At 33.4% G+C, this 25739-nt stretch carries 19 protein-coding genes; 14 read left to right on the top strand and 5 right to left on the bottom strand.

All coding sequences use genetic code 11. The features are described from left to right. Positions 1 to 11: 11 nt before the first annotated feature. The 7 genes from OM075_RS13945 (at position 12) to OM075_RS13915 (ending at position 7661) form a co-directional block, all read left to right on the top strand. On the top strand, positions 12 to 473 hold the full coding sequence (locus OM075_RS13945; RefSeq protein WP_301191139.1) for a QcrA and Rieske domain-containing protein: 462 nt from the start codon (positions 12 to 14) through the stop codon (positions 471 to 473). Next, positions 473 to 2764 carry a multiheme c-type cytochrome gene (locus OM075_RS13940; protein WP_301191138.1) on the top strand — a complete coding sequence of 764 codons (2292 nt, stop codon included), beginning with the start codon at positions 473 to 475 and terminating at the stop codon, positions 2762 to 2764. Before OM075_RS13945 ends, OM075_RS13940 begins: the two co-directional genes overlap by 1 nt. Before the next feature lie 89 nt (positions 2765 to 2853). Continuing rightward, complete coding sequence (locus OM075_RS13935) at positions 2854 to 3903, top strand: alpha/beta hydrolase family protein (protein ID WP_301191137.1); 1050 nt, start codon at positions 2854 to 2856, stop codon at positions 3901 to 3903. 45 nt (positions 3904 to 3948) lie between these two features. Beyond that, positions 3949 to 4656: an SIMPL domain-containing protein gene (locus tag OM075_RS13930; RefSeq protein ID WP_301191136.1), complete on the top strand. Its 708-nt coding sequence runs from the start codon at positions 3949 to 3951 to the stop codon at positions 4654 to 4656. A 161-nt stretch (positions 4657 to 4817) separates the two neighbouring features. Next, positions 4818 to 5075 (top strand): putative signal transducing protein, encoded by a 258-nt coding sequence (locus OM075_RS13925; RefSeq protein WP_301191135.1) that lies wholly within the window; start codon positions 4818 to 4820, stop codon positions 5073 to 5075. Between the two features lie 127 nt (positions 5076 to 5202). After that, on the top strand, positions 5203 to 6207 hold the full coding sequence (locus OM075_RS13920; RefSeq protein ID WP_301191134.1) for an NAD-dependent epimerase/dehydratase family protein: 1005 nt from the start codon (positions 5203 to 5205) through the stop codon (positions 6205 to 6207). Positions 6208 to 6407: 200 nt separating this feature from the next. After that, positions 6408 to 7661, top strand: coding sequence for a glycoside hydrolase family 28 protein (locus OM075_RS13915; protein ID WP_301191133.1), 1254 nt, complete (start codon positions 6408 to 6410; stop codon positions 7659 to 7661). Between the two features lie 80 nt (positions 7662 to 7741). Here OM075_RS13915 and rpe read toward each other — a convergent pair whose 3' ends face one another. Both rpe and OM075_RS13905 read right to left on the bottom strand, forming a co-directional pair. Beyond that, complete coding sequence (gene rpe, locus OM075_RS13910) at positions 7742 to 8422, bottom strand: ribulose-phosphate 3-epimerase (RefSeq protein WP_301191132.1); 681 nt, start codon at positions 8420 to 8422, stop codon at positions 7742 to 7744. A 123-nt stretch (positions 8423 to 8545) separates the two neighbouring features. Continuing rightward, the gene (locus OM075_RS13905) at positions 8546 to 9409 is read right to left on the bottom strand and encodes a sigma-70 family RNA polymerase sigma factor (RefSeq protein ID WP_301191131.1); all 864 of its coding nucleotides are present in this window, start codon (positions 9407 to 9409) and stop codon (positions 8546 to 8548) included. A gap of 416 nt (positions 9410 to 9825) precedes the next feature. Here OM075_RS13905 and rho point away from each other — a divergent pair, with 416 nt between their 5' ends. Further along, the gene (gene rho / locus OM075_RS13900) at positions 9826 to 11529 is read left to right on the top strand and encodes a transcription termination factor Rho (RefSeq protein WP_301191130.1); all 1704 of its coding nucleotides are present in this window, start codon (positions 9826 to 9828) and stop codon (positions 11527 to 11529) included. Between the two features lie 68 nt (positions 11530 to 11597). Here the strand turns inward: rho and OM075_RS13895 are convergent, their stop codons facing one another. Beyond that, positions 11598 to 13667 (bottom strand): RICIN domain-containing protein, encoded by a 2070-nt coding sequence (locus tag OM075_RS13895; protein ID WP_301191129.1) that lies wholly within the window; start codon positions 13665 to 13667, stop codon positions 11598 to 11600. Between the two features lie 45 nt (positions 13668 to 13712). Then, positions 13713 to 14966 (bottom strand): hypothetical protein, encoded by a 1254-nt coding sequence (locus OM075_RS13890; RefSeq protein ID WP_301191128.1) that lies wholly within the window; start codon positions 14964 to 14966, stop codon positions 13713 to 13715. A gap of 388 nt (positions 14967 to 15354) precedes the next feature. On the opposite strand from OM075_RS13890, the gene OM075_RS13885 reads away from it, so the two are divergent. The 5 genes from OM075_RS13885 (at position 15355) to OM075_RS13865 (ending at position 22292) form a co-directional block, all read left to right on the top strand. After that, positions 15355 to 16533: an AAA family ATPase gene (locus tag OM075_RS13885; protein WP_301191127.1), complete on the top strand. Its 1179-nt coding sequence runs from the start codon at positions 15355 to 15357 to the stop codon at positions 16531 to 16533. A gap of 104 nt (positions 16534 to 16637) precedes the next feature. Continuing rightward, positions 16638 to 20159: a pyruvate:ferredoxin (flavodoxin) oxidoreductase gene (gene nifJ, locus OM075_RS13880; protein ID WP_301191126.1), complete on the top strand. Its 3522-nt coding sequence runs from the start codon at positions 16638 to 16640 to the stop codon at positions 20157 to 20159. Between the two features lie 362 nt (positions 20160 to 20521). Further along, entirely contained in the window at positions 20522 to 20647 is a 126-nt protein-coding gene (locus tag OM075_RS13875; RefSeq protein WP_301191125.1) for a hypothetical protein, read from the top strand. 236 nt (positions 20648 to 20883) lie between these two features. Beyond that, positions 20884 to 21459, top strand: a complete 576-nt coding sequence (locus OM075_RS13870; RefSeq protein ID WP_301191124.1) for a glutamine amidotransferase-related protein — start codon at positions 20884 to 20886, stop codon at positions 21457 to 21459. Then, positions 21459 to 22292, top strand: a complete 834-nt coding sequence (locus OM075_RS13865; RefSeq protein ID WP_301191123.1) for a mechanosensitive ion channel family protein — start codon at positions 21459 to 21461, stop codon at positions 22290 to 22292. Before OM075_RS13870 ends, OM075_RS13865 begins: the two co-directional genes overlap by 1 nt. A 4-nt stretch (positions 22293 to 22296) precedes the next feature. On the opposite strand, the gene OM075_RS13860 is transcribed toward OM075_RS13865, so the two are convergent. Further along, positions 22297 to 23700: a sensor histidine kinase gene (locus OM075_RS13860; protein ID WP_301191122.1), complete on the bottom strand. Its 1404-nt coding sequence runs from the start codon at positions 23698 to 23700 to the stop codon at positions 22297 to 22299. Between the two features lie 223 nt (positions 23701 to 23923). Here OM075_RS13860 and OM075_RS13855 point away from each other — a divergent pair, with 223 nt between their 5' ends. Further along, a complete protein-coding gene (locus OM075_RS13855; RefSeq protein WP_301191121.1) occupies positions 23924 to 25549 on the top strand; it encodes an AMP-binding protein in 1626 nt (541 codons plus the stop codon). Positions 25550 to 25739 lie beyond the last annotated feature (190 nt).

The following is a 25739-nucleotide window of genomic DNA, read 5'->3' as shown; positions in this document are numbered from 1 at the left end:
TAGATCAAACGATGAATCTGAATAGAAGGAAATTTATAAAGAGGTTAATTGCTGCCGTTGTTTCAATCGAAGCTTTTTTTCTAATTAAAAATGGAATTAGTACAAAAACACCATTAACAGAAGAGGAAAAGCTTATTTCTGTAGGGAATGCTGAATTGTTTATGAATAATAAAACATATCCTTTTGTTACCAATCATTTTTATTTACGACGTTTTAAAGATGGTGGGTTTATGGCCTTTTCTGTAAAGTGTACCCATTTAGGGTGTGTAGTAAATATAAATTCAAATACAGGAGGTTTTAACTGTCCTTGTCATGCATCTCAATTTAATGAGTTTGGTGATGTAATATCCTCTCCAGCAACCAGACCACTGGACACATATCCAATTATAGTAAAAAACAATGAGCTATGGGTTGATATTACTAAAGCGACAACCCGTACAACATTTGATAAATCTCAGTTAACTTATATATAATGAAGAATAAAAAGAAAATGGAGCGAATTAGTTTGATTGCAATGCTTGTTGCCATTGTTTCTATTCCGTTGTATATGTTTCTTCATATATATTCAGATGTTGCAGATGATTCTCTGGAGGCTCATTATGTAGGACGAGAAAAATGTATTGAGTGTCATTTGAATGAATATAACGATTGGGTGGGTTCAGATCATGATAAAGCGATGGATCATGCAAATGGTTCTACTGTTTTAGGAGATTTTAATAATCAAAGTATTCAATACAACGGACTTACTCATGAAATGTATAAACGCGATGGAAAATTCTTTGTTTTAACTGATGGAGAAACCGGGAAATTGCAAGAGTTTGAAGTAAAGTTCGTTTTTGGATATTATCCTTTACAACAGTATTTAGTTGAGTTTGATAAAGGAAGATTACAAACACTTCCAATTACATGGGATTCTAAAGATCATAGATGGTATCATATGGCTCAGGAATTATATAAAGATGGAAGCATTGAATATAATAATTGGCTGCACTGGTCCAATCAGGCTCAAAATTGGAATGGAATGTGCGCTGACTGTCATTCAACTCATGTTAAAAAAGGATATGATATTAATACAGATAGTTATCATACTACCTACAGTGAAATAGATGTTAGTTGCGAAACTTGTCATGGTCCGGCATCAAATCATTTAAAATGGGCAGCTAAAGCTGAGTATGCAAGGAGTGAGGCTGATAATTACGGCTTAGTTGTTAAAACCAGTGGAATTGATAATAAGGAGTATGTTGATTTGTGTGTCAGATGTCATTCACGAAGATCTTCCATCGGGGATTTTATTCATCATGCAGATATTTATAATCATACCATACCTAATTTGCCATCCGGAGAATCGTATCATATTGATGGACAGATATTAGATGAAGATTACGTTTATGCATCGTTTACGCAGAGTAAAATGTATATGCGTGATGTTAAATGTAATGATTGTCATAATGTGCACAGCACGAAGCGTCTTTATGAGGATAATCGCTTGTGTACGCAATGTCACAGAGCTGACGATTATGATACCTATAATCACCATTTTCATAAATCGGCAGGAGAGAGCGGAGAGGCTGTAATTGCTACTGATGGTGTAAAATTTGAAGTAGGCGAAGGTACCCGTTGTATCAATTGTCATATGCCCGCGCAATTTTATATGGGTGTAGATTACAGAAATGATCACAGTATGCGTATTCCTCGACCGGATTTAACAAAGACTCTTGGAACGCCAAATGCATGTAACCAATGTCATGCTGATAAATCTGTTGATTGGGCCATTCAATATGTTAATAAATGGCATGGGATAGGGCGCCCATATCAATATGGTATTGCATTTCACGAGGCAGAATCGGCTAGCGATAATGGTTTTACTGATCTGGTACGAATTTATAGGGATGAAACATATCCGGAAATAGTGCGTGCTACAACTCTTCAATATTTAGGAATGTATTACCCGGATAGAAGTAAGGATATATTACTTGATGCTATAGGAAATTCTAATGGGCACATACGGTATAACGCGCTGCATAATCTCAATATTACTGATGATGATGTTTTCAAAATTATATTGGGATTACTGACAGATCAAACTGCAGCAATAAGAATAGAAAGTGCCAACAAGTTAAGCTCTATTGATCCCAATCAAATACCACAAAAGTATAAGGAAGCTTTTCAAAAAGCTAATAAAGAGTATTTAGCTATGATGGAGTACAATGCAGATTTTCCTACCGGTAAATTTAATCTGGCTAACTATTATTATAATGCCAATAATATCCCAAAGGCGCAGGAGTTTTATGAAAAAGCATTACAGCAAGATAGCTTGTTGCATCCAGTAAAAGTAAATTTGGCAATTTTATACTACAATCAACAGCAGTATAATAAAGCAGAAAAGATGTTTAAGGATTACTTATCCTTTTATCCTGAAGATGGTAATACGCTGTTTTCGTATGCTTTGTTTTTGTCAGACAGAAAGCAATATGATCAATCTTTGGAAATGTTGGTTAAAGCAGCTAAGTATGCACCTGATAATGCGAGGATTGCATACAATACGGCTATGATGTTTGATTTTAAACAGAATTTTAGCAAAGCAGAAGAGTACTTAAAACGTTCTATTCAAATCAGTTCAGGTGATAGCAATTATTATGTTGCATTGTTAAATCTTTACGTTAAATATCAGCAATCAAACAAAGTAAAGAGTATAGCACAAACAATACTTCAAAAGTTTCCAGATCTACAAGATAGGGAACAGTTAGAGGCATTATTAAAATGATAAAAGCAGCTAAATGATTAGGTTGAGATTTAAAATGATTAGTTTTGAAAAACATAATTATAAAACTCATTGGTCAAGCATAAAGAATCATGCATAAATATTCTCTTAAACTAAAGTTTATATCGTTATTGCTATTACTTGTAAGTTTAGTATTGCAGTTGAACGCTCAAATGGATACAAAAGATTCATTAAAAGTAATTCAATTTGATGATACCAGATCTATAAAATGGAGTAGTGAATTTAAAGTGGTTGATATAAAATCTTCTGCTGATGATCAAATACAAAAGGCGTATGTGTATGGAACTAGTGGTTCAAAAGCAAAACCTTTAATTGTGAGTCTTCATACCTGGAGTGGGGACTATACTCAAAAAGATCCTTTGGCAAGAAAGGTTTTAGAAAAGAACTGGAATTATATTCATCCAAACTTTAGAGGTCCTAATCGCACTTATGAAGCTACCGGCAGTGAAGTGGTTCTCTCTGATATTGAAGATGCCATTCAATATGCATTAAAGAACATGAATGTTGATCGGGATGAAGTTCATATTGTAGGTGTTTCAGGTGGAGGATTTGCAACATTAGCAGCCTTTATGAATGTCAAATATCCTGTAAAATCTTTTTCGGCCTGGGCACCAATTTCAGACCTTGAAGCCTGGTATTGGGAATCGGTAGGAAGAAATCAGAAATATGCAAATGATATAATAAATTCAGTATCTCGCCATAATGTTTTTGATCAGGATGAAGCAATTAAGCGTTCCCCTCTTTTTCAACCATTCCCTCAGAAATTAAGAAAAGGGTCTCAATTATATATTTATGAAGGAATTCATGATGGATATACAGGTTCTGTTCCTATTACTCATTCAATCAATATGTATAATAGGTTGGTTGGAGAATTAAAGTATCAGACTATAAATATGGATTCAATAATGAAGCATGCGATATCGGATAGTAGTCTCGTTACAGAAAAGGAAATCATCGATCTTGTGACAAAAAGAATTAATCCTGATGGTGATAATAATGGAATGCTATTTGATAGAAAAGTTCACTTAAAGAGAAAATTTCAAAATATCAGTTTATTTATCTTTGAGGGAGGACATGAACAAATTCCACAGGCATTAGAGTTAATTCATGTAAACGAATGAAATACCCAAAATCTCCTGTCAAAAATCCATTAAAATTAATTATTTATGAAAAAAATTGTATTAATATTATTTGCACTTATAAGCCTGAATAGTTTTGCTCAGAATAAAAATTTTATTGATCAAAATTATATTGAAGTAACAGGTAAGGCAGAATTAGAAGTGGTACCCAACGAAATTTATCTGAAAATCTTTATTGATGAAAAAGATTTAAAAGGAAAAGATAATCTTGAAGATCTTGAAAAGCAAATGATAAAAAAGTTGGAGGGTATTGGCATAGATATATCCAAAGATTTATCCGTGAAAGATATGGCCAGTAATTTTAAAAATTATTGGATTAAAGGAAAAGAAATTCATTCAAGTAAGGAATATCAGTTAAAGGTAAGCGATGCTAAAACTGCAGGAGCCGTTTTTCAAGAATTAGAGGCCATTAATATTTCAAATATCCGTATCGAAAAAGTAGATCACTCTGATATTGATGAGTATAAACAAAAAGTTAAAGTGTTGGCTATTAAAGCTGCAAAACAAAAGGCCATTGCCCTAACCAAAGAAATAGGTCAAACCACAGGTAAGGCAATTTATATTCAGGAACTCAATAATAGAGTTTACAGAGCAATGCAAAGTTATGAAACAGGTGCAGCATCAAATATAATGGTTAGAGGAACCACATCTTTGGCAAAAATGGCTGTTCCTGATATTGAGTTTGAAAAAATTCAATTGGAATATTCAATATTAGTCAGGTTTACGTTGGATTAAAAAATATAAGTTTTTATTAAAGGGCCATTACATGATATTAGTGTAGTGGCCCTTTTCTTTTATGATCGAATATGGTGTTGTATTAAAACTTGAAGATGATTGCTTATAATTCATATCATTGCTTAACTTTATAAAACTCATTCTAATAAAACTAAAGAATTATGAATACAGATAAAGAAAATACCCTTGTTGAAATTTTCGCAGGAAAAACTATAGATGCAGAAATTGTAAAAACACTTTTGGAAAATGCTGAAATAGAGGCGTATTTAAAAGATGAACTTATTGGGAATTTAGTTCCCTGGAATGCCTCAGCCGGAGGTGTTGGAGCTGTGAAGATTTATATTTCGAGCGCAGATTACGAAATAGGTAAAGAAATTGTAGATGAATATTACAAGAATATTCATTCGGATAAAAGTTGAGTGTTAAAATAAAGAGAACTTTAAAAGACTACAATTCATTACGTTTTATCATATTAATGGTGTATTTTTAAAGATACATTGTTATTTATGACTGATGATTTAATGCAATAAAAAACATTACAAACACATGAAGGCACTTTTTATTGGAGGAACAGGTAATATATCTTATTTGTGTTCGGCTTTAGCTTTGGAAAAAGGATGGGAGTTATATTTATTAAACCGGGGAGGAGTTAAACCTGAAGGATTGATAAAAGAGGCGATATCATTAGTTGCCGATATTAATAATCAGAAGCAGGTATCAAAGGTATTGGAAGGATTAAAGTTTGATGTAGTTGTTGATTTTATCGCCTTTACAGAAGAAGATGTTGTTCGCGACTATCAATTATTTAAAAATATTACCAACCAGTATATTTATATAAGTTCGGCTTCTTGTTATCAAAAGCCCGTAGGTTACCCAATTATTACAGAGTCCTCTCCCTTAAAAAATCCGCATTGGCAATATTCCAGAGATAAAATAGCAGGTGAAGATATATTGCATAAGTTATATAGGGAAAAAGATTTTCCGATGACTATTGTACGGCCATCATTGACATATCATACTGTTATACCTGTTCCAATAGGAGCGTGGAAAAACTACAATGTTATTGATAGAATAAAGAAGGGGAAGCCAATTATTGTGCATGGTGATGGTCTATCCCCATGGGTAATTACACATGCAGCCGATTTTGCTAAGGGATTAATTGGTTTAATGGGAAATCAGCAATCCATAGGACATGCATTTCATATAACTACAGATGAAGTTTTAACATGGGATAAAATATATCAGACTTTAGGAATGGTTGTTGGCGTTAAGCCTAATTTAATTCATATTGCTTCAGAAAAGATATGTGAACTTTCGCAAAAAGTTGGAGGAAAGGATATGGAGGGTACACTATTGGGAGATAAAGCTTGTGGAGTGATTTTCGATAATTCTAAAATCAAGACTTTTGTACCAGAATTTAAAGCTACAATTTCATTTGCTGATGGTATTAGAAATACCCTTAAATGGTTTGAGGAAAGTCCCGGTAGATTGGAGGTAGATTTAGAAGTTGAAAAATGGATTGATGATATGATTGATCTGTATTGTAAATAAATTGTCTTTCGATAAAAAGTGGTGGTTATTATTGTTTCGTAGAAAACATTAGTTCTCATTCCAAACGCTATAAATATTGCAGAACTCACTATGATTTGACAGGTTTTTGAACGATTTTTTAGGTGTGTGAATTTTTTGCATGGTACTTTTACAACACTAAAAGTTATTATGAAAATTTACCCTTAAATGATATTTCTGTTATGATCAAGCAATGTTTAATGACTGTTGTATGGATATTTGTATGTTTCTCGATATATGCTAAAAATTATGTAATTACAGATTTTGGAGTTGTTGCAGACAGTACCATATTAAATACCCTGAAGATTCAAAGTGTTATAGATCAAGCTTCAGCAAATGGAGGTGGAGTGATTGTGATTCCTAAAGGAGTTTTTTATTCCGGAGCTTTATTTTTTAAACCAAATACAACATTAAAATTAGAAGAAGGGGCTGTATTAAAAGGCTCAGATCATATTGATGATTATCCATTGATTCCCTCACGAATGGAAGGTAAGAGCATCTATTATTACGCAGCATTAATCAATGCATATCATATAGATGATTTTAGTATTACCGGACCTGGAAAAATAGATGGCAATGGATTAGAGTATTGGAAAGCGTTTTGGGCTTATCGTAAGTTAAGGAAAGAGCAAGATTTACCGGCAACGAATCTCGATGTTCACAGGCCTAGATTGGTTTTTATTTGGGGTTGTGATCATGTCCTTATCAAAAATGTAAAATTACATAATGCTGGTTTTTGGACTACCCATTTATATCAATGTACAAACGTTTTAATAGAAGGTTGTGACATTAGGTCACCCTATCAACCTGTTGCTGCCCCCAGTACTGATGGTGTAGATATTGATGTTTGTAAAGACGTAGTTGTTCGCAATTGTTATATATCTGTAAATGATGATGGAATTGCCATCAAAGGAGGTAAGGGACCAACTGCTCACAAACTTTATGAAAATGGAATTGTTGAGAATGTATTAATAGAAGATTGTACGTTTGGTTTTGTACATGCCACTCTAACTATGGGGAGTGAATGTTTACATGCTAAAAATATAACTATACGTAACTGTAAAATTGATCATGACAGAACCTTGTTAAATATGAAAATGAGACCGGATACATATCAAATATATGAGAATATCAGGGTTGAGAATATTACTGGGAGATGTAGATATTTAGTTACAATGCGGCCATGGAAGCAGTTTTTTAACATGGAAGGAACCTCAGAAAAACCTTTTGGAATGGTTCAGAATATTGTAATTGAGAATTGTAAATTACAATGTGAGCATGTTGGAATAATAAGAGGTAATGCAAATGATTCAATACATTCTTTTGTATTAAAGGATCTTGATATACAAGCAAAAAATGAGGTTCTGGATACTGATTATTCTGAGGTTCAGCTTGAAAATGTTAAAGTAAACGGAGTTTTGTTTTCTAAAGAGTAGAGTAATAAAAAAAGAGGTTATATCTTAAATTTATTAAATATAACCTCTTTTGTATTTATCTTAAAGTTTGTCTTATATCATTAAGCAAGGTTTAAAGGCGGTGGTTCTGGTAAAAAATGCTTTAATTCATATACTGCATTAATAGGATCGGGAGCATTAAAAACAGCACTACCGGCTACTAGTACATCAGCACCTGCATTTATTAATTGTTGAGCATTGGCTATAGTGACGCCTCCATCTACTTCAATTAAAGCACGGCTCCCTTTTCGTTCAATTAAATTCTTTAAATCTGTAAGTTTTTTATAGGTGTTTTCAATAAATTTTTGTCCTCCAAAACCAGGATTTACTGACATCAATAATACTAAATCAACTTCAGTTATTATTTCTTCCAATAAAAATACAGGTGTATGAGGATTTAATGTAACCCCAGCTTGCATCCCTTCTTTTTTAATGGCATCAATGGTTCTGTGTAAATGGGTACATGCTTCATAATGAACGTTTAAAAGATCTGCGCCTGCTTCTTTAAAATCACTAATGAACTTATCAGGATTTTCGATCATTAAATGAACATCAAAAGGCTTTTCTATATGAGGGCGTAAGGATTTTAATACAGGTAAACCAAAAGATATGTTTGGAACAAAAGCACCGTCCATTATATCCAGATGAAGCCAGTCTGCATCACTATTATTTATAATTTCAATTTGCGATTCCATTTTGGCAAAATCTGCCGCTAATAGAGAAGGTGCAATTAAATGTTTCATTATTAAGATTATGTTAATATGTATGTTTGCCTGCAAAAATAGTAAGAAAGATTAATGAAAAAAAGAGGGAAATGAAGATGTACTTTCATTTCCCTCTATTATTCAATATCATTCATGATGCATTTAACCTAAATAAGAACGTAGAATTTTACTTCTGTAAGTGTGTTTTAATCGTTTAATTGCTTTCTCTTTAATTTGTCTTACTCTTTCTCTGGTAAGATTGAATAAGTTACCAATTTCCTCCAAAGAATATGGTGGTTCCCCTTTTAATCCATAATATAACCTGATGATATCAGCTTCTCTAACCGATAATGTAGAAAGAGATCTTTCTATTTCTCTTCTTAAAGAATCTGTTAGTAGTTCATTATCAGGACTAATAGTGTCTGTACTTAATAGCGTGTCATAGAGGTTGTTGTCCTCATCTTTTCTTAATGGAGCATCCATTGAAATGTGCTTATTCATAGCACGTAACGACTCTTTCACCTCCTTTGGAGCAAGGTCTAATGTAGCTGCTATTTCTTCTGAAGTAGGTTCTCTTTGAAATTCCTGTTCAAGTATGGAGAAAGTATTACTTACTTTATTCATTGAACCAATCTTATTCAATGGCAAGCGAACGATTCGGGCTTGTTCAGCCAGAGCTTGTAATATAGATTGCCTAATCCACCAAACAGCATACGAAATAAATTTAAAACCTCGTGTTTCATCAAAGCGTTGTGCTGCTTTTATTAATCCAAGGTTACCTTCGTTAATTAAATCCGGTAAACTCAAACCCTGATTCTGATATTGTTTACTTACCGAAACAACAAATCGTAAATTAGCATTTATAAGTCTTTCCAGAGCGGCCTGATCTCCGTCTTTTATTCTTTTTGCAAGTTTTACTTCTTCTTCTGCAGATAATAATTTTACCTTACCTATTTCATGCAAATATTTATCCAAAGACGGTGTTTCCCGGTTTGTTACTTGTTTTGTAATTTTGAGTTGTCTCATCTTGAAATAGTTGGTTAGTCTTTAAGTAATAGTAAATATAACAAAAAAACATTGCGATTTGTTTTAGAATCAAAAAAATATAGGATAGTTTACATGAACCTATTCTTTTTTTACATAGATGTTCATGGTAATTAGTAGTAGTGAGATTCAGTGTGCTGAATTTTAAGTTTATAGCTTGATTTTCACCTGCAATATTATTATTTAAGTATCAGGACCAATAAATATTCCATTTTATTTTGTGGATTTATTCAAATATTCTTAAGTTTGCAACAAATCTTCTGGGCATCTTTCTTATTTGTAGAATCAAAGGCCGTATCAGGACAAAAATCAATTAAAAAACAATATTAAATTATATCGAGAAGATTTTGAATCTTCAAAGTGTTAATTTCCCCAAGAGAATTTATTGGTAAAAAATTATGTACGATATTCTTGAATTGAATAAAAAACTTTTAGCAGATCTTAAAGATATCGCGAAAGAGTTAAAGATTAAGCGAATCGATTCGTTTAAAAAACAGGATTTAATTTATAAAATCCTTGATGAGCAAGCTATTGCTGCATCAGAGAAAAAGAAAACAGAAAAAACTTCCGAGAAAAAACCTACCAAAAGAGTTAGAACAACAACTAAGATTCAAAAAGTTGTACCCGTTACCAAGGAAGAAAAAGTAGAACAGCAAAATATGAATGCAGATGTTGAGGCTGAAGTAAAAACCGAAACAATTGCAGAAAAACTAGAGGCACAAAGATTAAAAGCTGAAGAAGCTTCCAGAAAAGAAGAGAAGATGGCTGAGGCTAAAAAAGAATCTGAAGCTGCTGCAGTTAAAGAAGCTCCTAAAAGAAAATCCGACGATAGGGAAAAATCAAAAGATAATGCCGGTCAGGATAACAGACGTCAACGTCAGGGAGACAACGACGGAAAAAGAAGACAATACGATAATAGAGGAAACAAAGATAATAACCAACAACGAAGACAAGATAAGCAGCAAGATAAGGCTTTTGATTTCGATGGAATTATTTCTGCTTCCGGAGTATTAGAGATCATGCAGGATGGATATGGTTTCCTTAGATCTTCTGATTATAACTACTTAAACTCTCCTGATGATATTTATGTATCTCAATCTCAGATTAAACTTTTTGGTTTAAAAACAGGAGATACTGTATTAGGAAGTATTCGTCCTCCTAAAGAAGGTGAAAAATATTTTCCTTTAATTAAAGTTGAAGAAATCAATGGTAGAAGTCCACAGATTGTTCGCGACCGTGTACCATTTGATCACTTAACGCCAATTTTCCCTGATGAAAAATTTAAAATCACAGGAAGTGGAAAAGATAGTCTTTCTACCAGAGTAGTGGATATGTTTGCTCCGATTGGTAAAGGACAGCGTGGTTTAATTGTAGCTCAACCTAAAACTGGTAAAACTGTTTTATTAAAAGAGGTTGCCAATGCAATTGCAGCTAATCACCCTGAGGTTTACATGATCATCTTATTAGTTGATGAACGTCCTGAAGAGGTTACAGATATGGCACGTAGTGTAAATGCTGAAGTAATTTCATCTACTTTTGATGAGCCTGCAGAAAGACACGTAAAAGTGGCTAATATCGTATTGGAAAAAGCAAAAAGAATGGTAGAGTGTGGACACGATGTAGTTGTGTTACTTGATTCTATTACTCGTTTAGCAAGAGCCTATAATACTGTTTCTCCAGCTTCAGGTAAAGTATTATCTGGTGGTGTGGATGCAAATGCATTACACAAACCAAAAAGATTTTTTGGTGCTGCCCGTAATATTGAAGATGGTGGTTCATTAACAATTTTGGCAACAGCATTAACTGAAACAGGTTCTAAAATGGATGAGGTTATCTTCGAAGAATTTAAAGGAACCGGTAATATGGAGCTTCAGTTGGATAGAAGATTATCTAACAAGCGTATTTACCCAGCTGTTGATGTTACTTTATCAAGTACTCGTAGAGAGGACTTATTGCTTGATAAAGAGAGCTTAAACCGTATCTGGATTTTAAGAAATTACTTAGCAGATATGAATCCATTAGAAGCAATGGACTTTTTACAAGATAGAATGAGAAAAACTCGCAGTAATGAAGAGTTTTTGATTTCTATGAATGATGAATAATCAATAGTTTTAAGATAAATAAAAAAGGGATGATTAAACTAGTTTAATCATCCCTTTTTTTGTGTTTGTTATTTATCGGTTGGTTGGGTTAGAATATCGTATTGTTTAATACGTTCAACTTGTTCAACGTTTGTTTTATCTACAATTTCACTTTTAGGTTTGTTGTAATTGTAGTATTCGTTTTTAGTGATTTTTTTGTAATAGTCCTTTGTTTGATTGGCAAACATGATGTCATAATGGTAATTGATTTTATATGCAGACCAAAAATCTTTTGTCATTACCGGATCTGAAATTTTATTGTATCGTACAACATCTGTATAATCAGTTACTCTGTATTTAGCATCAATAATTAATTTTGCTGTACATTCAGCACCATTCTTTTTTATCAGAACATTTAAGTCAACATGAGAAAGATCTGTGTTAAGAGGAGCATCTTCCTTTGCCAATGTTACCGTTTTATTTATTGAGCTTCCTTTGGCCGAAATAGTTCTTACATCCTCGTATACTTCTGAATTCCCAACTGCGTTTTGAGGTATGAATGGTTGTTTTGTTGTGGGGTCAATTAAATACCACTCATTAAAACCACCAACTGATTCATCTTCCCAAATTTCTAACTGTGTGCCGTTATCCACTTTTCTTCCGGAGAAACATAGCAAGTACCCATTGTAATTGTAAATCCTGAATTTTCCGCCACCTAAATGTTCAAACCTAAACATCTGAGAAGTCCCGTTGTGTTTTGACCATAGATGTATGTCATTTCCATATTTTTGAAGGTTAAAACTACCTCCCTTATGATCTAGTACAACAGGTTTTGCTCCTGGTAATGCAGATTGTATGTAGTAATAGCCTTTGTATTTTTGAGATGGTACTACTTTAAATAAACGGTCTGCTCCAGAGGTCATATTCCACGCTTTTAATTCCAAACCATTTTCAGCCGCAGTTGGACTGCCTGGAACATCCAGATAACCTTTGTCTTCAGCGAAGTTCAAAGCCGATTTTATATAGAATGTCTTTTCCGGGAATTCATAATAAGGTTTAGATTTCAGATGTTGTTGTTTGATGTCCATCCAGGCACTTCCATTTATGGTAGGTGCAAGTTGGTCAATAGCATTTTGAACCAACTCTGTTGTCCCTGGAAATTCGTATACCTTATCTACAATTGCAGAAACTTCTCCTGGAGCCCCAATTATATCTAATCCCTTATTTATTGCAGTATGAGTAAGCTCCTCGCCATCCATTAAATAGGCAACGGTTGATGCAATGTTTTCGACAGATGTTCCTTCTGATGCAACATTTGCTGCCTCGCCAGATAAAGAAATCACTTCTTTAATATTATCTAATTTTTCCTGCTCTTTATTGATGTCAGGTACTACATCGTATTTGTTTTTAGGATTCATCTTCTTAATCCCTTTGCTTGAAACGCCACCAATGATGTCTTTATAATCGGGTAACGCCTCTGCGCTGCTTTTTACTGCATTTTGCATTTTAGAGTACAGCGTAGGGGACTGACATGTGAGGTTAACCGTATATGATAATAATTTTTGCTCTCTGTATTCGTCCTTTTTGTCACCAGGTATGGATAATCTCATCATATCTACGCCAGTAAAAAAGTCTCTTGTACAAACTTGTTCGTTTTCAATAGTAGTTGAAAACATTACTTTTTCCTTGTAAGGTGCTAGTTTATAGTTTTCACCAATTTTAGTGTCAACATAACCACTGGCAAAGCTGGTATCTGGTATACAAACGTATATAATATCACCGTGGTTGGGTCCGTTGGGATTGTTGGTGTGATTAACTATGTTTAAAGTAAAGTCTACCTTTTCACCTCCATAATATACTTCGTAAATAGCATCTGTAGGAACTATGAAATTTTTATTTAGAGTCTGTTTGTCCTCAAAGTCAAAAATAACAAGGTTACCCGGGTGTTGTTTAATGTAAATATTAAGTCCTCTTCTTTTATGGTCTACAGTTAAGTCAAGGTCAATGATATCGCCTTTTGAAGCAGTAAATGTTTTTAGTAAAGAAATGTTTTTTCCTGAAGAAAAGTTTCCTTTCACAATGTCAATATCTTCAGCTCTTAATGTATGAAATGAAGAGAGACAGAAAATGAGTGATAGTAATATATATATGTTTTTCATTTTTATCGATGATATTATTGATTGAATCAGATACTTATACATGTATTATTTGATTGATTCTAAATGAATAGTTTTTGTATATTTTATTTTAGTCTTGCTTAATTTTTGAATAAGCGCCTGAAAATATTGCTCTTCTGCACTAAGGGTGTTGTATGTAGGCTTGTAATATAGTGCATAAGCGTTTAACTTTAAGTTTTTAGCTTGTCCAATATCAGGGTTTCCAAATAAAATATATTTTGCAGTAGGGGGTAAGGCTTCAGTAACAGATAGATTGGTTACTAAACCTTTTTCGTTAAAAGACATATCACCTTCGTTATACTCTTTAACTTTTGTGCCTTTAACGTTTTTTTCTGCACTACTACTAAAGTGTCCTGCTATATCACCAATAACATCCTTTGCTTTGTTTGTAGCTTCTCTTCCTGAATTATAAAGAGAATAGATTTCCTGAGCTACTTTTAGGTCTGATTCACGGTTGGACATAAAATATTGTATGGGTTCACTTCCTGGTTGGGGACCAATTAATCCCATTGCTCCATGTGCCGCGAAAGAAGCTGCAGGACTCATTACCATAGAAGCAGCTGAAACACCAATATCGGCAAGAGCCCAATGTTTTGCACCACCTATTGTAGAACTTACATTGTAATGATATCCTTTAAATATTGCACTGTCAGGAATGTTGGCTTTATTAATTGCTAATGGTTTGATTTTCGCCTGAGAATTGTGTATACCTCCCTGACCTAAAATCTGATCATTGTAATCAAATACATCAACTTTTTGATACATATATTTATTAAACAATCTGATATCATGATAGGAAATAACAGGATCTTGATAGCCTATCATAGTGTCTACCTCATATGAGATATTTTCAGTACTAATAGAATTGTATTGCATCCATGCCGGGTTGTACAATTTTTCTTTTCCTGAAATTCGGGTTATGGAAATAGAAACATCTTTTTTACCGCCACGACCTGTTAACTGCAAGGAGTAAACACTTTCTTCCGGAATTCTGATAGTTTCGTTAACAGATGATACTTTACCTTTTTTCCATACAGTTTCATTACTGTTTTTATCAATCAATACAATACTTGCAAGGTCTTTTTCCTTTTCAACAGATAATACAATCTTTATCTCGTCGTTTTTGTTAATGGCAAAATCATATGATTTGCCTTCCTTGTTGATAGAATTTTTACCCTGGAATATTGTAAAGTCAGGGGTGTTAATTTGCCCGATTAACTTCTGCGATATTGGAATTAAGCAGAAGATAATCCAAAAAATCTTCATGAAATTTTTAATCATTTTAAATAATTTGTTTGTCGGTTTTTATTATGTGGGGAGCGCAAATTAAAATATATTTTATTTTAAAGAAGCTATAGTTTCAACTAAACTCAGATATTTTTTGATTAACGGATTAATTAGTTTGATTTCTTAAAAAATGAATATTGTCAATGGGACTGGGTTATAGTAAAAGAAAGCAACATGTTTTTATGATCATTATTAATATTTCTAATACTCAATATATTCAGGAATATTAAAATTAAAGACCATAACTGTTAACTGTATTTTCTATTTCAATATTATTTTTAATAAGTATAAATTACATCTTAATATTAAAATTGTAATCTCCACATTGCAATTATTAGGTTTCTAATATTACATTTGTCAATCAATTATTGAAACAGATATCGTGCAATCATTTTTTGAAACACATAAATTCCTGATTAATAATTTAAAAGTTCCTATTAAAAGGAAATTGATGGATGAAATCGATTGGAATCATCGTTTAATCGGAATTAAAGGAACAAGGGGAATTGGTAAAACTAATTTTCTTTTAGATTTTGCTAAATCAAAATATGGACTGGATAAGTCATGTTTGTACGTTAATCTTAATAACCTCTATTTTTCAGAACACAGTATTATTTCATTTGCCGATAAGTTTAGAAAAACAGGAGGCAAAACCCTGGTTCTTGACCAGGTGTATAAGTATCCGGGTTGGTCGGAAGAGTTGAAATATTGTTATGAAAATTTTACGGATCTACAGATCGTATTTTCAGGTTCAACAGTAATGAGGCTCAGAGAGGAAAATCCTCATTTAAGAGATTTAGTTCACTCTTATAAATTAGAAGGATTTTCGTTCAGAGAGTTTTTAGAATTAAAAACAGGTAAAAAATTTAAGTCTTATACCTTTGAAGAGATTATAAAGAATCATCAAAAAATCGCTTCTGAAATTGTAAAAGATATTAAACCTCTGGCATACTTTGATGATTATTTGGAGTATGGTTATTACCCATTTTATCTGGACGAACAACATTATACCGAAAACTTAATGAAAAGTGTCAATTTAATATTAGAGATTGACATCAGCTTTTTACGACAAATAGAATTAAAATATTTGCCAAGGCTTAGAAAACTGCTTTTTAGTATAGCACAGGAAGTTCCGTTTCAGCCCAATGTAAGTAAGTTAAGTTCACATGTTGGTACATCAAGAGCTACTGTAATGAATTACCTGTATTATTTAAGACAGGCTCGTTTAGTAAAGCTTTTATATGATGGACCAGAGGATATGCAAAAAAAACCATCATTGATTTATTTACATAATCCTAATCTGGTACAATGTATTAGTCGTAATGCTGTAGATAAAATCAACCTTTTAAAAACATTTTTTTATAATCAGGTTGGTAGCATTCATGAATTGGCAGTATCGTGCAAGGGTGATTTTAAAGTGGATGATAAATTCGATTTTATAGTTAGTGAGCAAAGTGAATTAAAAGATAAAAAAAATAAGAATTTATTAGTTGCGAAAGATATGATTGAGAAGGGAGAACAGCATGTAATTCCTTTGTGGTTGTTTGGATTTTTGTACTAGTAAATTTGATCTGATTAGTTATAAAATTGTAATTTTACTAATTGATTATCAATAAAATAGAATAATTCTAAATAATAGTAGTTAAAACTTAAATAGTAAACAAAATGGCAAAAGAAAAGAAGTTTCTTACCTGTGATGGTAACCAAGCTGCTGCTCATATCGCTTATATGTTTAGCGAGGTAGCTGCAATCTATCCAATCACGCCTTCTTCTACAATGGCAGAATACGTTGACGAATGGGCTGCAAATGGTAGAAAAAACATTTTTGGAGAAACAGTAAAAGTTGAAGAAATGCAATCTGAAGCTGGTGCTGCTGGTGCTATGCACGGAGCTCTTCAGGCTGGTACTCTTTGTAATACATTTACTGCATCACAAGGTTTATTATTAATGATCCCTAACATGTATAAAGTAGCTGGTGAATTACTTCCAGGTGTTTATCATGTTTCGGCTCGTACGTTAGCATCTCATGCATTATCTATTTTTGGTGATCACCAGGATGTTATGGCGGTTCGTCAAACAGGATGTGCAATGTTTGCTACAGGTTCTGTTCAAGAAGTTATGGACCTTGCTGCAGTTGCTCACTTAGCATCTCTTAAATCAAGAGTACCATTCGTTCACTTCTTTGACGGATTCCGTACTTCTCATGAGATTCAAAAAATTGAACAATTAGATATCGAAGATCTTGAGCCATTATTTGACAAAGATGATCTTCAGGCATTCCGTGATCGTGCATTAAATCCAGCTTCTCCAGTAGCTCGTGGTATGGCACAAAACCCAGATGTTTTCTTCCAGGCTCGTGAAGCTTGTAATCCTTATTATGATTCATTAGCTGACACAGTTGAGCACTATATTAAAGAGCTTAACAAAATTACAGGTCGTGAGTATGGTTTATTTGATTACTATGGTGCAGAAGATGCAGAAAGAGTAATCATTGCTATGGGATCAGGTTGCGAAGCAATCAAAGAAGGTATTGATGAATTAGTTGCTAAAGGAGAAAAAGTTGGTATGGTTGCAGTACACTTATACCGTCCATTCTCAGCTAAACATTTCTTAGCAGCAGTACCTGATACAGCTAAAAGAATTGCAGTATTAGATCGTACAAAAGAGCCAGGAGCAACTGGTGAGCCATTATATTTAGATGTTAAAGATACTTTCTATGGTAAAGAAAATGCTCCTGTTATCGTAGGCGGACGTTATGGTCTTTCTTCTAAAGACTTTACTCCAGCACAGGTTCTTTCTATTTATGAAAATCTTGCTTTACCAGAACCAAAAAATGGTTTTACTGTAGGTATTGTTGATGATGTTACATTTACATCTCTTCCTCCAAAAGAAGAAATCGCTTTAGCTAACGGACCTTTCGAAGCTAAATTTTATGGTTTAGGTGCTGATGGTACTGTAGGTGCTAACAAAAACTCTATTAAAATTATTGGTGATAACACAGATAAATATTGTCAGGCTTATTTTGCTTATGACTCAAAAAAATCTGGAGGTTTCACATGTTCTCACCTTCGTTTTGGTGATGATCCAATCCGTTCTACTTATTTAGTAAACACTCCAAACTTTGTTGCTTGTCACGTTCAGGCTTACCTGAATTTATATGATGTAACAAAAGGTTTAAAGAAAGATGGTACTTTCTTATTAAATACAGTATGGACAGAAGAAGAAGTTAAGAAAAATCTTCCAAATAATGTTAAAGCTTACTTAGCTAAAAACAACATTAGCCTATACACAATTAACGCAACTGATATTGCTGCTGGTATTGGTTTAGGTAACCGTACAAATACTATCCTTCAATCTGCTTTCTTCAAAATTACAGGCGTAATTCCTTACGAGCAAGCTGTAGAGCAAATGAAGAAATTTATCGTGAAATCTTACGGTAAAAAAGGAGAGAAGATCGTTAATATGAACTTTGCTGCTGTTGATCAAGGTGGTGATGTAGTTAAAATTGATGTTCCTGCAGAATGGGCTAGCCTTGATGGTTCTTTAGAATACCCAACTGCTGGTACTGAATTCGTAAACAAAGTTGTTCGTCCTATCAATGCTCAGGTTGGTGATGATTTACCAGTGTCAGCATTTACAGGTCGTGAAGATGGTACTTGGGATCAAGGTACTTCTAAATTTGAAAAACGTGGTGTTGCTGCCAGCGTTCCAGAATGGATTCCAGAAAACTGTATCCAATGTAACCAGTGTGCTTACGTTTGTCCTCACGCTGCTATTCGTCCATTCGTATTAGACGAAACAGAAGCTGCTGATTTCAAAGGTGCTACTTTAGAGATGAAAGCTCCTGCTGCCTTAAAAGGAATGCAATTCCGCGTACAGGTTGATGTTCTTGACTGTCTTGACTGTGGAAACTGTGTTGATGTTTGTCCGGCTAAAACAAAAGCTCTTGAGATGAAGCCTATCGCTACTCAGTATGACAATCAGGAAAACTGGGATTACTGTGTTGAGAAAGTTACTTCAAAACAAAGTTTAGTTGATACTAAAACTAACGTGAAGAACTCTCAGTTTGCAACTCCATTATTCGAGTTCTCTGGTGCTTGTTCTGGTTGTGGTGAAACTCCATATATTAAATTGATCTCTCAACTATTTGGTGATCGTCAAATGGTAGCAAATGCAACTGGTTGTACTTCTATTTACTCTGGTTCTGCTCCATCTACTCCATATACAATGAACGAAAAAGGATGTGGTCCAGCTTGGGCAAACTCTTTATTCGAAGATAACGCTGAGTATGGTTTAGGTATGGCTATTGCAACTGAAAAAATGCGTGACCGTGTTGAGCGTTTAATGAAAGAAGGTTTAGAGTCTGACAGCTGTTCTGCAGAAATGAAAGCTCTATTTACTGAGTGGATTGAAAACCGTAAAGACGGTGAGATAACTAAAGAGATCTCAGCAAAACTTTCTCCAATGATCGACGCTTGTAGCTGCGACATTTGTAATGAGTTAGCAAAAGTTAAAAAATATATCACTAAACAATCTCAATGGATTATTGGTGGTGACGGTTGGGCTTATGACATCGGTTATGGTGGTTTAGATCACGTATTAGCTTCAGGACAAGATGTAAATGTATTAGTAGTTGATACTGAGGTTTACTCTAACACTGGAGGTCAGGCATCTAAATCTACACCAGTTGGAGCTGTTGCTAAATTTGCTGCTTCAGGTAAGAAAATTCGTAAGAAAGATCTTGGTATGATGGCTGCATCTTATGGTTATGTATATGTTGCTCAAATTGCAATGGGTGCTAACCAGGCTCAAACATTCAAAGCGATCCGTGAAGCTGAAGCTTTTGATGGTCCATCTATCATTATTGCTTATGCTCCATGTATTAACCACGGTTTAACTGCAGGTATGGGTAAAGCTCAAACTGAGCAGAAAAAAGCTGTTGAGTGTGGTTACTTCCACCTATACAGATTTAACCCTGATTTAGAAGCAGAAGGTAAAAACCCATTCATATTAGACTCTAAAGAGCCAGATTGGTCTAAATTCCAGGACTTCTTGAAAGGTGAGATCCGTTATACTTCATTGATGAAACAATTCCCTGCTGAAGCAGAAGAATTATTTAAAGCTGCTGAAGACAACGCTAAATGGCGTTACAACGGCTATGTTCGTCAATCTAAAATGGAATTCTAAGTATTAGAAATCTAGATATGTAAGGCATCCTTTTCGAAGGATGCCTTTTTTTTGTCTTGTACTTACTTTTTTACAAATTAGGTGGTACAATTCTAAAACTACCGGTTTGTTTGGTAGGTCAGATAGAATGTTATCTAAGCGGGTATCTCTTTTATGAGGCTCTTATTCAATCATCTACCTTAAACTAATACAGATTATATTTCAGTTAGGTCTGAGTCGTACCAAAAAGGTAAAGGCAAGGTAACAGAAACGGATACCTCTTATATACACCATTCATACTCTTCATATATGGTTCACATTTAATTCACTGGACAGTGAGTGAATAGTGAGTGAATAGTGAGCCAATAGTGAGGGATAAGTGAATGAATAGTGAAGTGTATCCGCAGTTGCTCCCCTGGTGGTCCGGAGCAGGTCCGGAGCAGGCCCGTTGTTGGGTTTATGTAAATACTCGTAATTGCAGGCGATTTCTTTTAGCTTTTAAACCTTAGGCAGAAAGTAGTGGCAGGAGCCATTTTATTTTCGGATGTTAACTCCTGATTATAGATCATAGGTGAATTACCGGGTGCAAATACTTTGCCAAGAGTTTTTAGATGAAGTATTACTATAACATCATTATAATTAATAGGTTAAATGCATCTTTAAATATTGTATAGGAAGCTATATCTTTTTAAATTGAGTAGAAAACAGAAATGCAAAGTAAGTTTGAAACTTAAATATTCAGGATATGCTTTTAATTATAGATAACCAAAGTGCTTTTATTAAAAAGTTTAAGCGTCAGTTTTTATCGGAGCAGGATTTTGATTATGTGTTTTTTGATCACAATCAGCCGATTACCTTATCTGCAAAAACACATATTCAGGGCATAATACTTTCAGGAGGGAAGGGGAATCCTTATGAACCACTAAATCTCACTTCAAATTTTGTTGCACTAATGAATTTTAATGTTCCGGTATTGGGTTTTTGTCTGGGGCATGAGATCATTGCTGTAGCTTACCGGGGGCGAATAAAAAAGTTAGCAGAATATCATGGAAAAAAAGAACTCATTAATATAATTAAGCCAGAAGATCCTATATTTGACGGGTTGAAAAGGAATGAGGTTATGCTCATGAAAAAGCATTCATTTTATGTTTCAGAATTGCCTGAGTCTTTTGATAGTCTGGCTGTATCAGAAACATGTTCAACAGAAATCATAAAACATAAAGAAAAGCCTGTTTATGGTTTTCAATCTCATCCGGAGGTATCCGGAGAGGATGGATTGTTAATGGTGAAGAATTTTTTGAAAATTTGTAATATTTTATAATGATGGATTTATATTATTGGATTAAAGTAGTTTCAATAATTGCGGGTGTTTATTTAATTACGTTTACTACACGAAAAATTATTGGTTTGTTTATAAAACGACAATCCTTAAAAGTAAATGTAGATCCAACTAATTTTTCATTTCTGAAGAATTCAATTTCCTTTATTATATATACGGCAGGTTTAATTGCCATATTTTATATTACTCCTCCTCTTAATTCTGTAGCTAAAGCGCTATTTGCAAGTGCCGGAATTTTGGCTGCTATCATTGGTTTTGCCTCACAAAAAGCATTTAGTAATATTATTAGTGGAATCTTTATTCTCATATTTCGACCATTTAGAGTTAAGGATGTTATTGAGGTTGGTGCACTAAATAAGGGAGTAGTTGAAGAAATCACGTTGCGACATACAATTATCCGAAATTATGAAAACAGAAGAATCATTATACCAAATTCAATAATTAGTGAAGAAACGATTATCAATAGTAACATTATTGAGGAAAAGATTAAAAAGTTTATTGAATTTGATGTTAGTTATGAATCTGATTTAGATTTGGCAAAACAAATTATAAAAGAGGAAGCTGAAAATCATCCTTTATTAATGGATAACAGGTCGGAAGAAGATAAAAGTAACGATGTGCCCAAAGTAGTGATCAGAGTAATCCGATTGGGAGAATACTCAATTACAATAAGAGCTTATGTTTGGGCAAAAAATAATGATGATGCTTTTGTTATTGCATGCGATATGAATGAATCTGTTAAAAAGAGATTTGATGCAACAGGAATTGAAATTCCATATCCACACCGCACCATTGTAACTAAAAAAAGTAATTAAGGAGCTATTCTTTTGAAGTGTGATGAATAGGGATCGTTACTGTAAAAGTTGAACCTTTATTAATATGACTTTCCGCATTAATAAAGCCATTGTGTTTTTTAATTATTTCAGCACATAATACCAATCCCAAACCGGTACCTGTTTCATCTGCTGTACCTTTGGTTTGAATGTTTGAGTTCAATAGGAATAGTTGGTCTACTGTGGCCTGATTCATTCCAACACCTGTATCTGAAATCTTAAAAATCACTTTTTCTTTATTATCAGATAAATTCATCAGTATTTGACCACCTTTATTGGTATACTTTAAAGCGTTGGTAATTAAATTTCGAAATACTGTTGAAATAGCAATGTCATCAACCTCTGCATAAAGTTGAGCGTCGTATGTAAATTTAAATTGAATTTGTTTTGCTAAAAAATTTGGTTCAAGCAGTGAGATGGTGTCCTCAATAATTTTGTTGATGTGAGCAGATTTAAAAGATAACTGGCTTGAATTATTCTGGAGTAAAGCCCAATTAAGTAAGTTTTCAAATAAATTATAAGTTTGTTTTGCGCTAGAATTTATAATGCTTGTATAGTTTTTAATTTCATCCAGATCAAAAGTTTCAAGGCTATGCATGAGTAAATCAGAAAAGCCAATAATTACATTGAAGGGGTTTTTTAAATCGTGCGAAATAATTGATATAAATTTATCTTTTGCCTGGTTGGTAATTTCTAAATTAATCTTACTCTCAGTCAGTTCTTTTGATTTAATTTCTATTGCATCCTTTTGTTCCGATAGGATTTTGTTTTGTTGTATTGACTTGGTATAAAGCGCTTTTACTTTGTTTTGTTCCACTTCAAGTAAATGCTGTTTTTCAAAACTCTTAAATCTAAATTTATTCTGAATTTGATTTGCAATGAACCCGAATATAATAATTGGTATAATATTAGTCATTTCAAGCAATTGCTCTCTGGATGGTTCTTTAAATGTAAAGAGTATTATAGTGAATAATATAGAAGGAGTTAAATAAATGAGTATGGAACTTATAATACAGACCTTTAACTCTAGTGATATTAGAAAAAGAACTAAGACTGTTCCTGTAATACTTGATGTTAAATAGTCATTTAAGTGAATAAAGCATTTGCCATACATCATCATTAATAAGCTTGCTATTAAAGTGTTGTATAGTGCAACTCTGAACGGAATAGATGATTTTTTGAGTATTTGCAGCAAGTTTAAAATCAGAGCTAATGAAATAGGTAGTAATCTGGTGTAGAAAGCATTTACATTATCTCTAAAATAGATGTCGGAGAACATAAAATATCCAACAATAACGTAAATGATAGGTAACTTAATTCTTAATGAGTTAATGACCTGTTCCTGAGTATGTATTCGATATAGTTTCTTTATATCTGTTGATGGATTCATTTTATTTTTTTTCTAATTAAGAATTAGTTTATTTTAATAATGTATTAAACAGGGATTTCCAATTCAACAGTCAGAGATATCTTAAGACAATAAATTAAGTTTTTTGAGTGTGTAAAAATAAACAAATCTGTAAATTGTTACAACAATTAATTATTATCATTTATCTTTATGACCTACTACCAATGTCGAAAAGGGGAATATTAATAATTAAATATTTGTAACAGTGAATAAACTTTCATATGAAAGCGGAATTTCTGATGTTCCGTTATTAGGGTGTACAGTTAGTGAGAAATTAAAAGAGACAGTAGACAGATTTCCTGATCACGAAGCTCTGGTAGTTCCATATCAAAATTACAGAGCTACATACAGAGAATTCTGGAACCAGGTTGAAGAAGTTGCTAAAGGATTACTGGCTTATGGTGTTAAGAAAGGAGATAGGGTAGGTATTTGGTCGCCTAATAGATTTGAATGGGTATTAGTTCAGTTTGCAACCACCAGAGTAGGAGCCATCATGGTAAACATCAATCCTGCTTATAAAGCTGCAGAGTTAAAGTATGCATTAAAGCAATCTGAAGTTAGTTTACTTCTGTTGGCAAAAGGCTTTAGAAAAACAAATTATATCGAGATCTTATCTGAAGTAAGATCGTCATGTATAAAGTTGAAGCATGTATTGGTTATTGATCATGATTGGGATACATTAATTGAAGCAGGTAAGAAGGTAAGTACAGAATCTTTGCTTGAAGTTGAAAGTGAATTGCAGTTTGATGATCCAATAAATATTCAATATACTTCCGGTACAACAGGTTTCCCGAAGGGCGCTACATTATCTCACCATAACATTATTAATAATGGTTACTTTATTGGTGAAAGGTTAAAGTATACCGAAAATGATAAGGTAGCTATTCCGGTTCCACTATATCATTGTTTTGGTATGGTATTGGCTAATTTGGCTATAATAACTCATGGAGCATGTATGGTTTTAACGGGAGAGGCTTTTGATCCTGAAGTTGTGATGCAGATTACACAGGATGAAAAATGTACCTCATTATATGGCGTTCCTTTAATGTTTATTGCAGAGTTAAATCATCCTAATTTTGATAAGTACGATTTTTCTAATTTACGAACAGGTATTATGGCTGGTTCATCATGTCCAGAATCTGCTATGAAAGAAGTTCGTGAAAAGATGAATATGAAGGATGTTTGTATCTGTTATGGTATGACAGAAACATCTCCGGTAAGTACACAAACATTTGTGGATGATAATGAATACCGCCGATGTGCTACAGTAGGAAAGGTTCACCCTCATCTCGAAATTAAAATAATCGATCCTGAAACTGGCAAAATTGTGCCAAGAGGAGCTTCTGGTGAATTTTGTACAAGAGGTTATTCTGTAATGTTAAAGTATTGGAATAATCCGGAAGCAACAGCTGCCGTTATTGACGAGGGAAGATGGATGCATACAGGAGATTTGGCAGAAATGGATGAAGATGGATATGTAAAAATTGTAGGAAGGATTAAAGATTTAATTATCCGTGGTGGTGAAAATATTTCTCCTTTTGAAATAGAAGAATATTTACATAATCATGATAAGATAAAAGATGTTCAGGTTATTGGAGTGCCAGATGAAAAATATGGTGAAGAAGTAATGGCCTGGGTTATTTTAAAAGATGGTGATACAGCAACAGATGAAGAGTTAAAGGATTATTGTAAAGGTCAGATTGCGACTTATAAAATTCCTAAATACTGGAAGTTTGTTTCTGAATTTCCAACAACAGTTACCGGAAAGGTCCGTAAGGTTGAAATGCGCGAAATATCATCTAAAGAACTAGGATTACATACTCGAAAGTAGTCTTTAATTAGAAATTAGAATATTGTTAAGACCAGCTTCCTTTTTGAAGGGAGTCTGGTCTTTTTTATGCTTTAAATTTCAATATTTATATAAAATTACACTATCAACCGACTAAAGTCTGGATATTAAAAATTATCTTCTGTAACGCCCATAAACAGGGCGTTCGTTTTTTAATTAAAAATCAGACCCC

The sequence above is a fragment of the Plebeiibacterium sediminum genome (assembly GCF_026013605.1).
GTDB classification, from domain to species: Bacteria; Bacteroidota; Bacteroidia; order Bacteroidales; family Marinilabiliaceae; genus Saccharicrinis; species Saccharicrinis sediminus.
The sequence above is the reverse complement of the archived record's forward strand: the minus strand, read 5'-3'. Positions and strand labels throughout refer to the sequence as shown.

Excerpts from the sequence above, each read along its gene's own strand:
- OM075_RS13945 (WP_301191139.1), top strand. The coding sequence starts at position 12 with ATGAATCTGAATAGAAGGAAATTTATAAAGAGGTTAATTGCTGCCGTT.
- OM075_RS13940 (WP_301191138.1), top strand. The coding sequence starts at position 473 with ATGAAGAATAAAAAGAAAATGGAGCGAATTAGTTTGATTGCAATGCTT.
- OM075_RS13935 (WP_301191137.1), top strand. The coding sequence starts at position 2,854 with ATGCATAAATATTCTCTTAAACTAAAGTTTATATCGTTATTGCTATTA.
- OM075_RS13930 (WP_301191136.1), top strand. The coding sequence starts at position 3,949 with ATGAAAAAAATTGTATTAATATTATTTGCACTTATAAGCCTGAATAGT.
- OM075_RS13925 (WP_301191135.1), top strand. The coding sequence starts at position 4,818 with ATGAATACAGATAAAGAAAATACCCTTGTTGAAATTTTCGCAGGAAAA.
- OM075_RS13920 (WP_301191134.1), top strand. The coding sequence starts at position 5,203 with ATGAAGGCACTTTTTATTGGAGGAACAGGTAATATATCTTATTTGTGT.
- OM075_RS13915 (WP_301191133.1), top strand. The coding sequence starts at position 6,408 with ATGATCAAGCAATGTTTAATGACTGTTGTATGGATATTTGTATGTTTC.
- rpe (WP_301191132.1), bottom strand. The coding sequence starts at position 8,422 with ATGAAACATTTAATTGCACCTTCTCTATTAGCGGCAGATTTTGCCAAA.
- OM075_RS13905 (WP_301191131.1), bottom strand. The coding sequence starts at position 9,409 with ATGAGACAACTCAAAATTACAAAACAAGTAACAAACCGGGAAACACCG.
- rho (WP_301191130.1), top strand. The coding sequence starts at position 9,826 with ATGTACGATATTCTTGAATTGAATAAAAAACTTTTAGCAGATCTTAAA.
- OM075_RS13895 (WP_301191129.1), bottom strand. The coding sequence starts at position 13,667 with ATGAAAAACATATATATATTACTATCACTCATTTTCTGTCTCTCTTCA.
- OM075_RS13890 (WP_301191128.1), bottom strand. The coding sequence starts at position 14,966 with ATGATTAAAAATTTCATGAAGATTTTTTGGATTATCTTCTGCTTAATT.
- nifJ (WP_301191126.1), top strand. The coding sequence starts at position 16,638 with ATGGCAAAAGAAAAGAAGTTTCTTACCTGTGATGGTAACCAAGCTGCT.
- OM075_RS13875 (WP_301191125.1), top strand. The coding sequence starts at position 20,522 with ATGAATAGTGAAGTGTATCCGCAGTTGCTCCCCTGGTGGTCCGGAGCA.
- OM075_RS13870 (WP_301191124.1), top strand. The coding sequence starts at position 20,884 with ATGCTTTTAATTATAGATAACCAAAGTGCTTTTATTAAAAAGTTTAAG.
- OM075_RS13865 (WP_301191123.1), top strand. The coding sequence starts at position 21,459 with ATGATGGATTTATATTATTGGATTAAAGTAGTTTCAATAATTGCGGGT.
- OM075_RS13860 (WP_301191122.1), bottom strand. The coding sequence starts at position 23,700 with ATGAATCCATCAACAGATATAAAGAAACTATATCGAATACATACTCAG.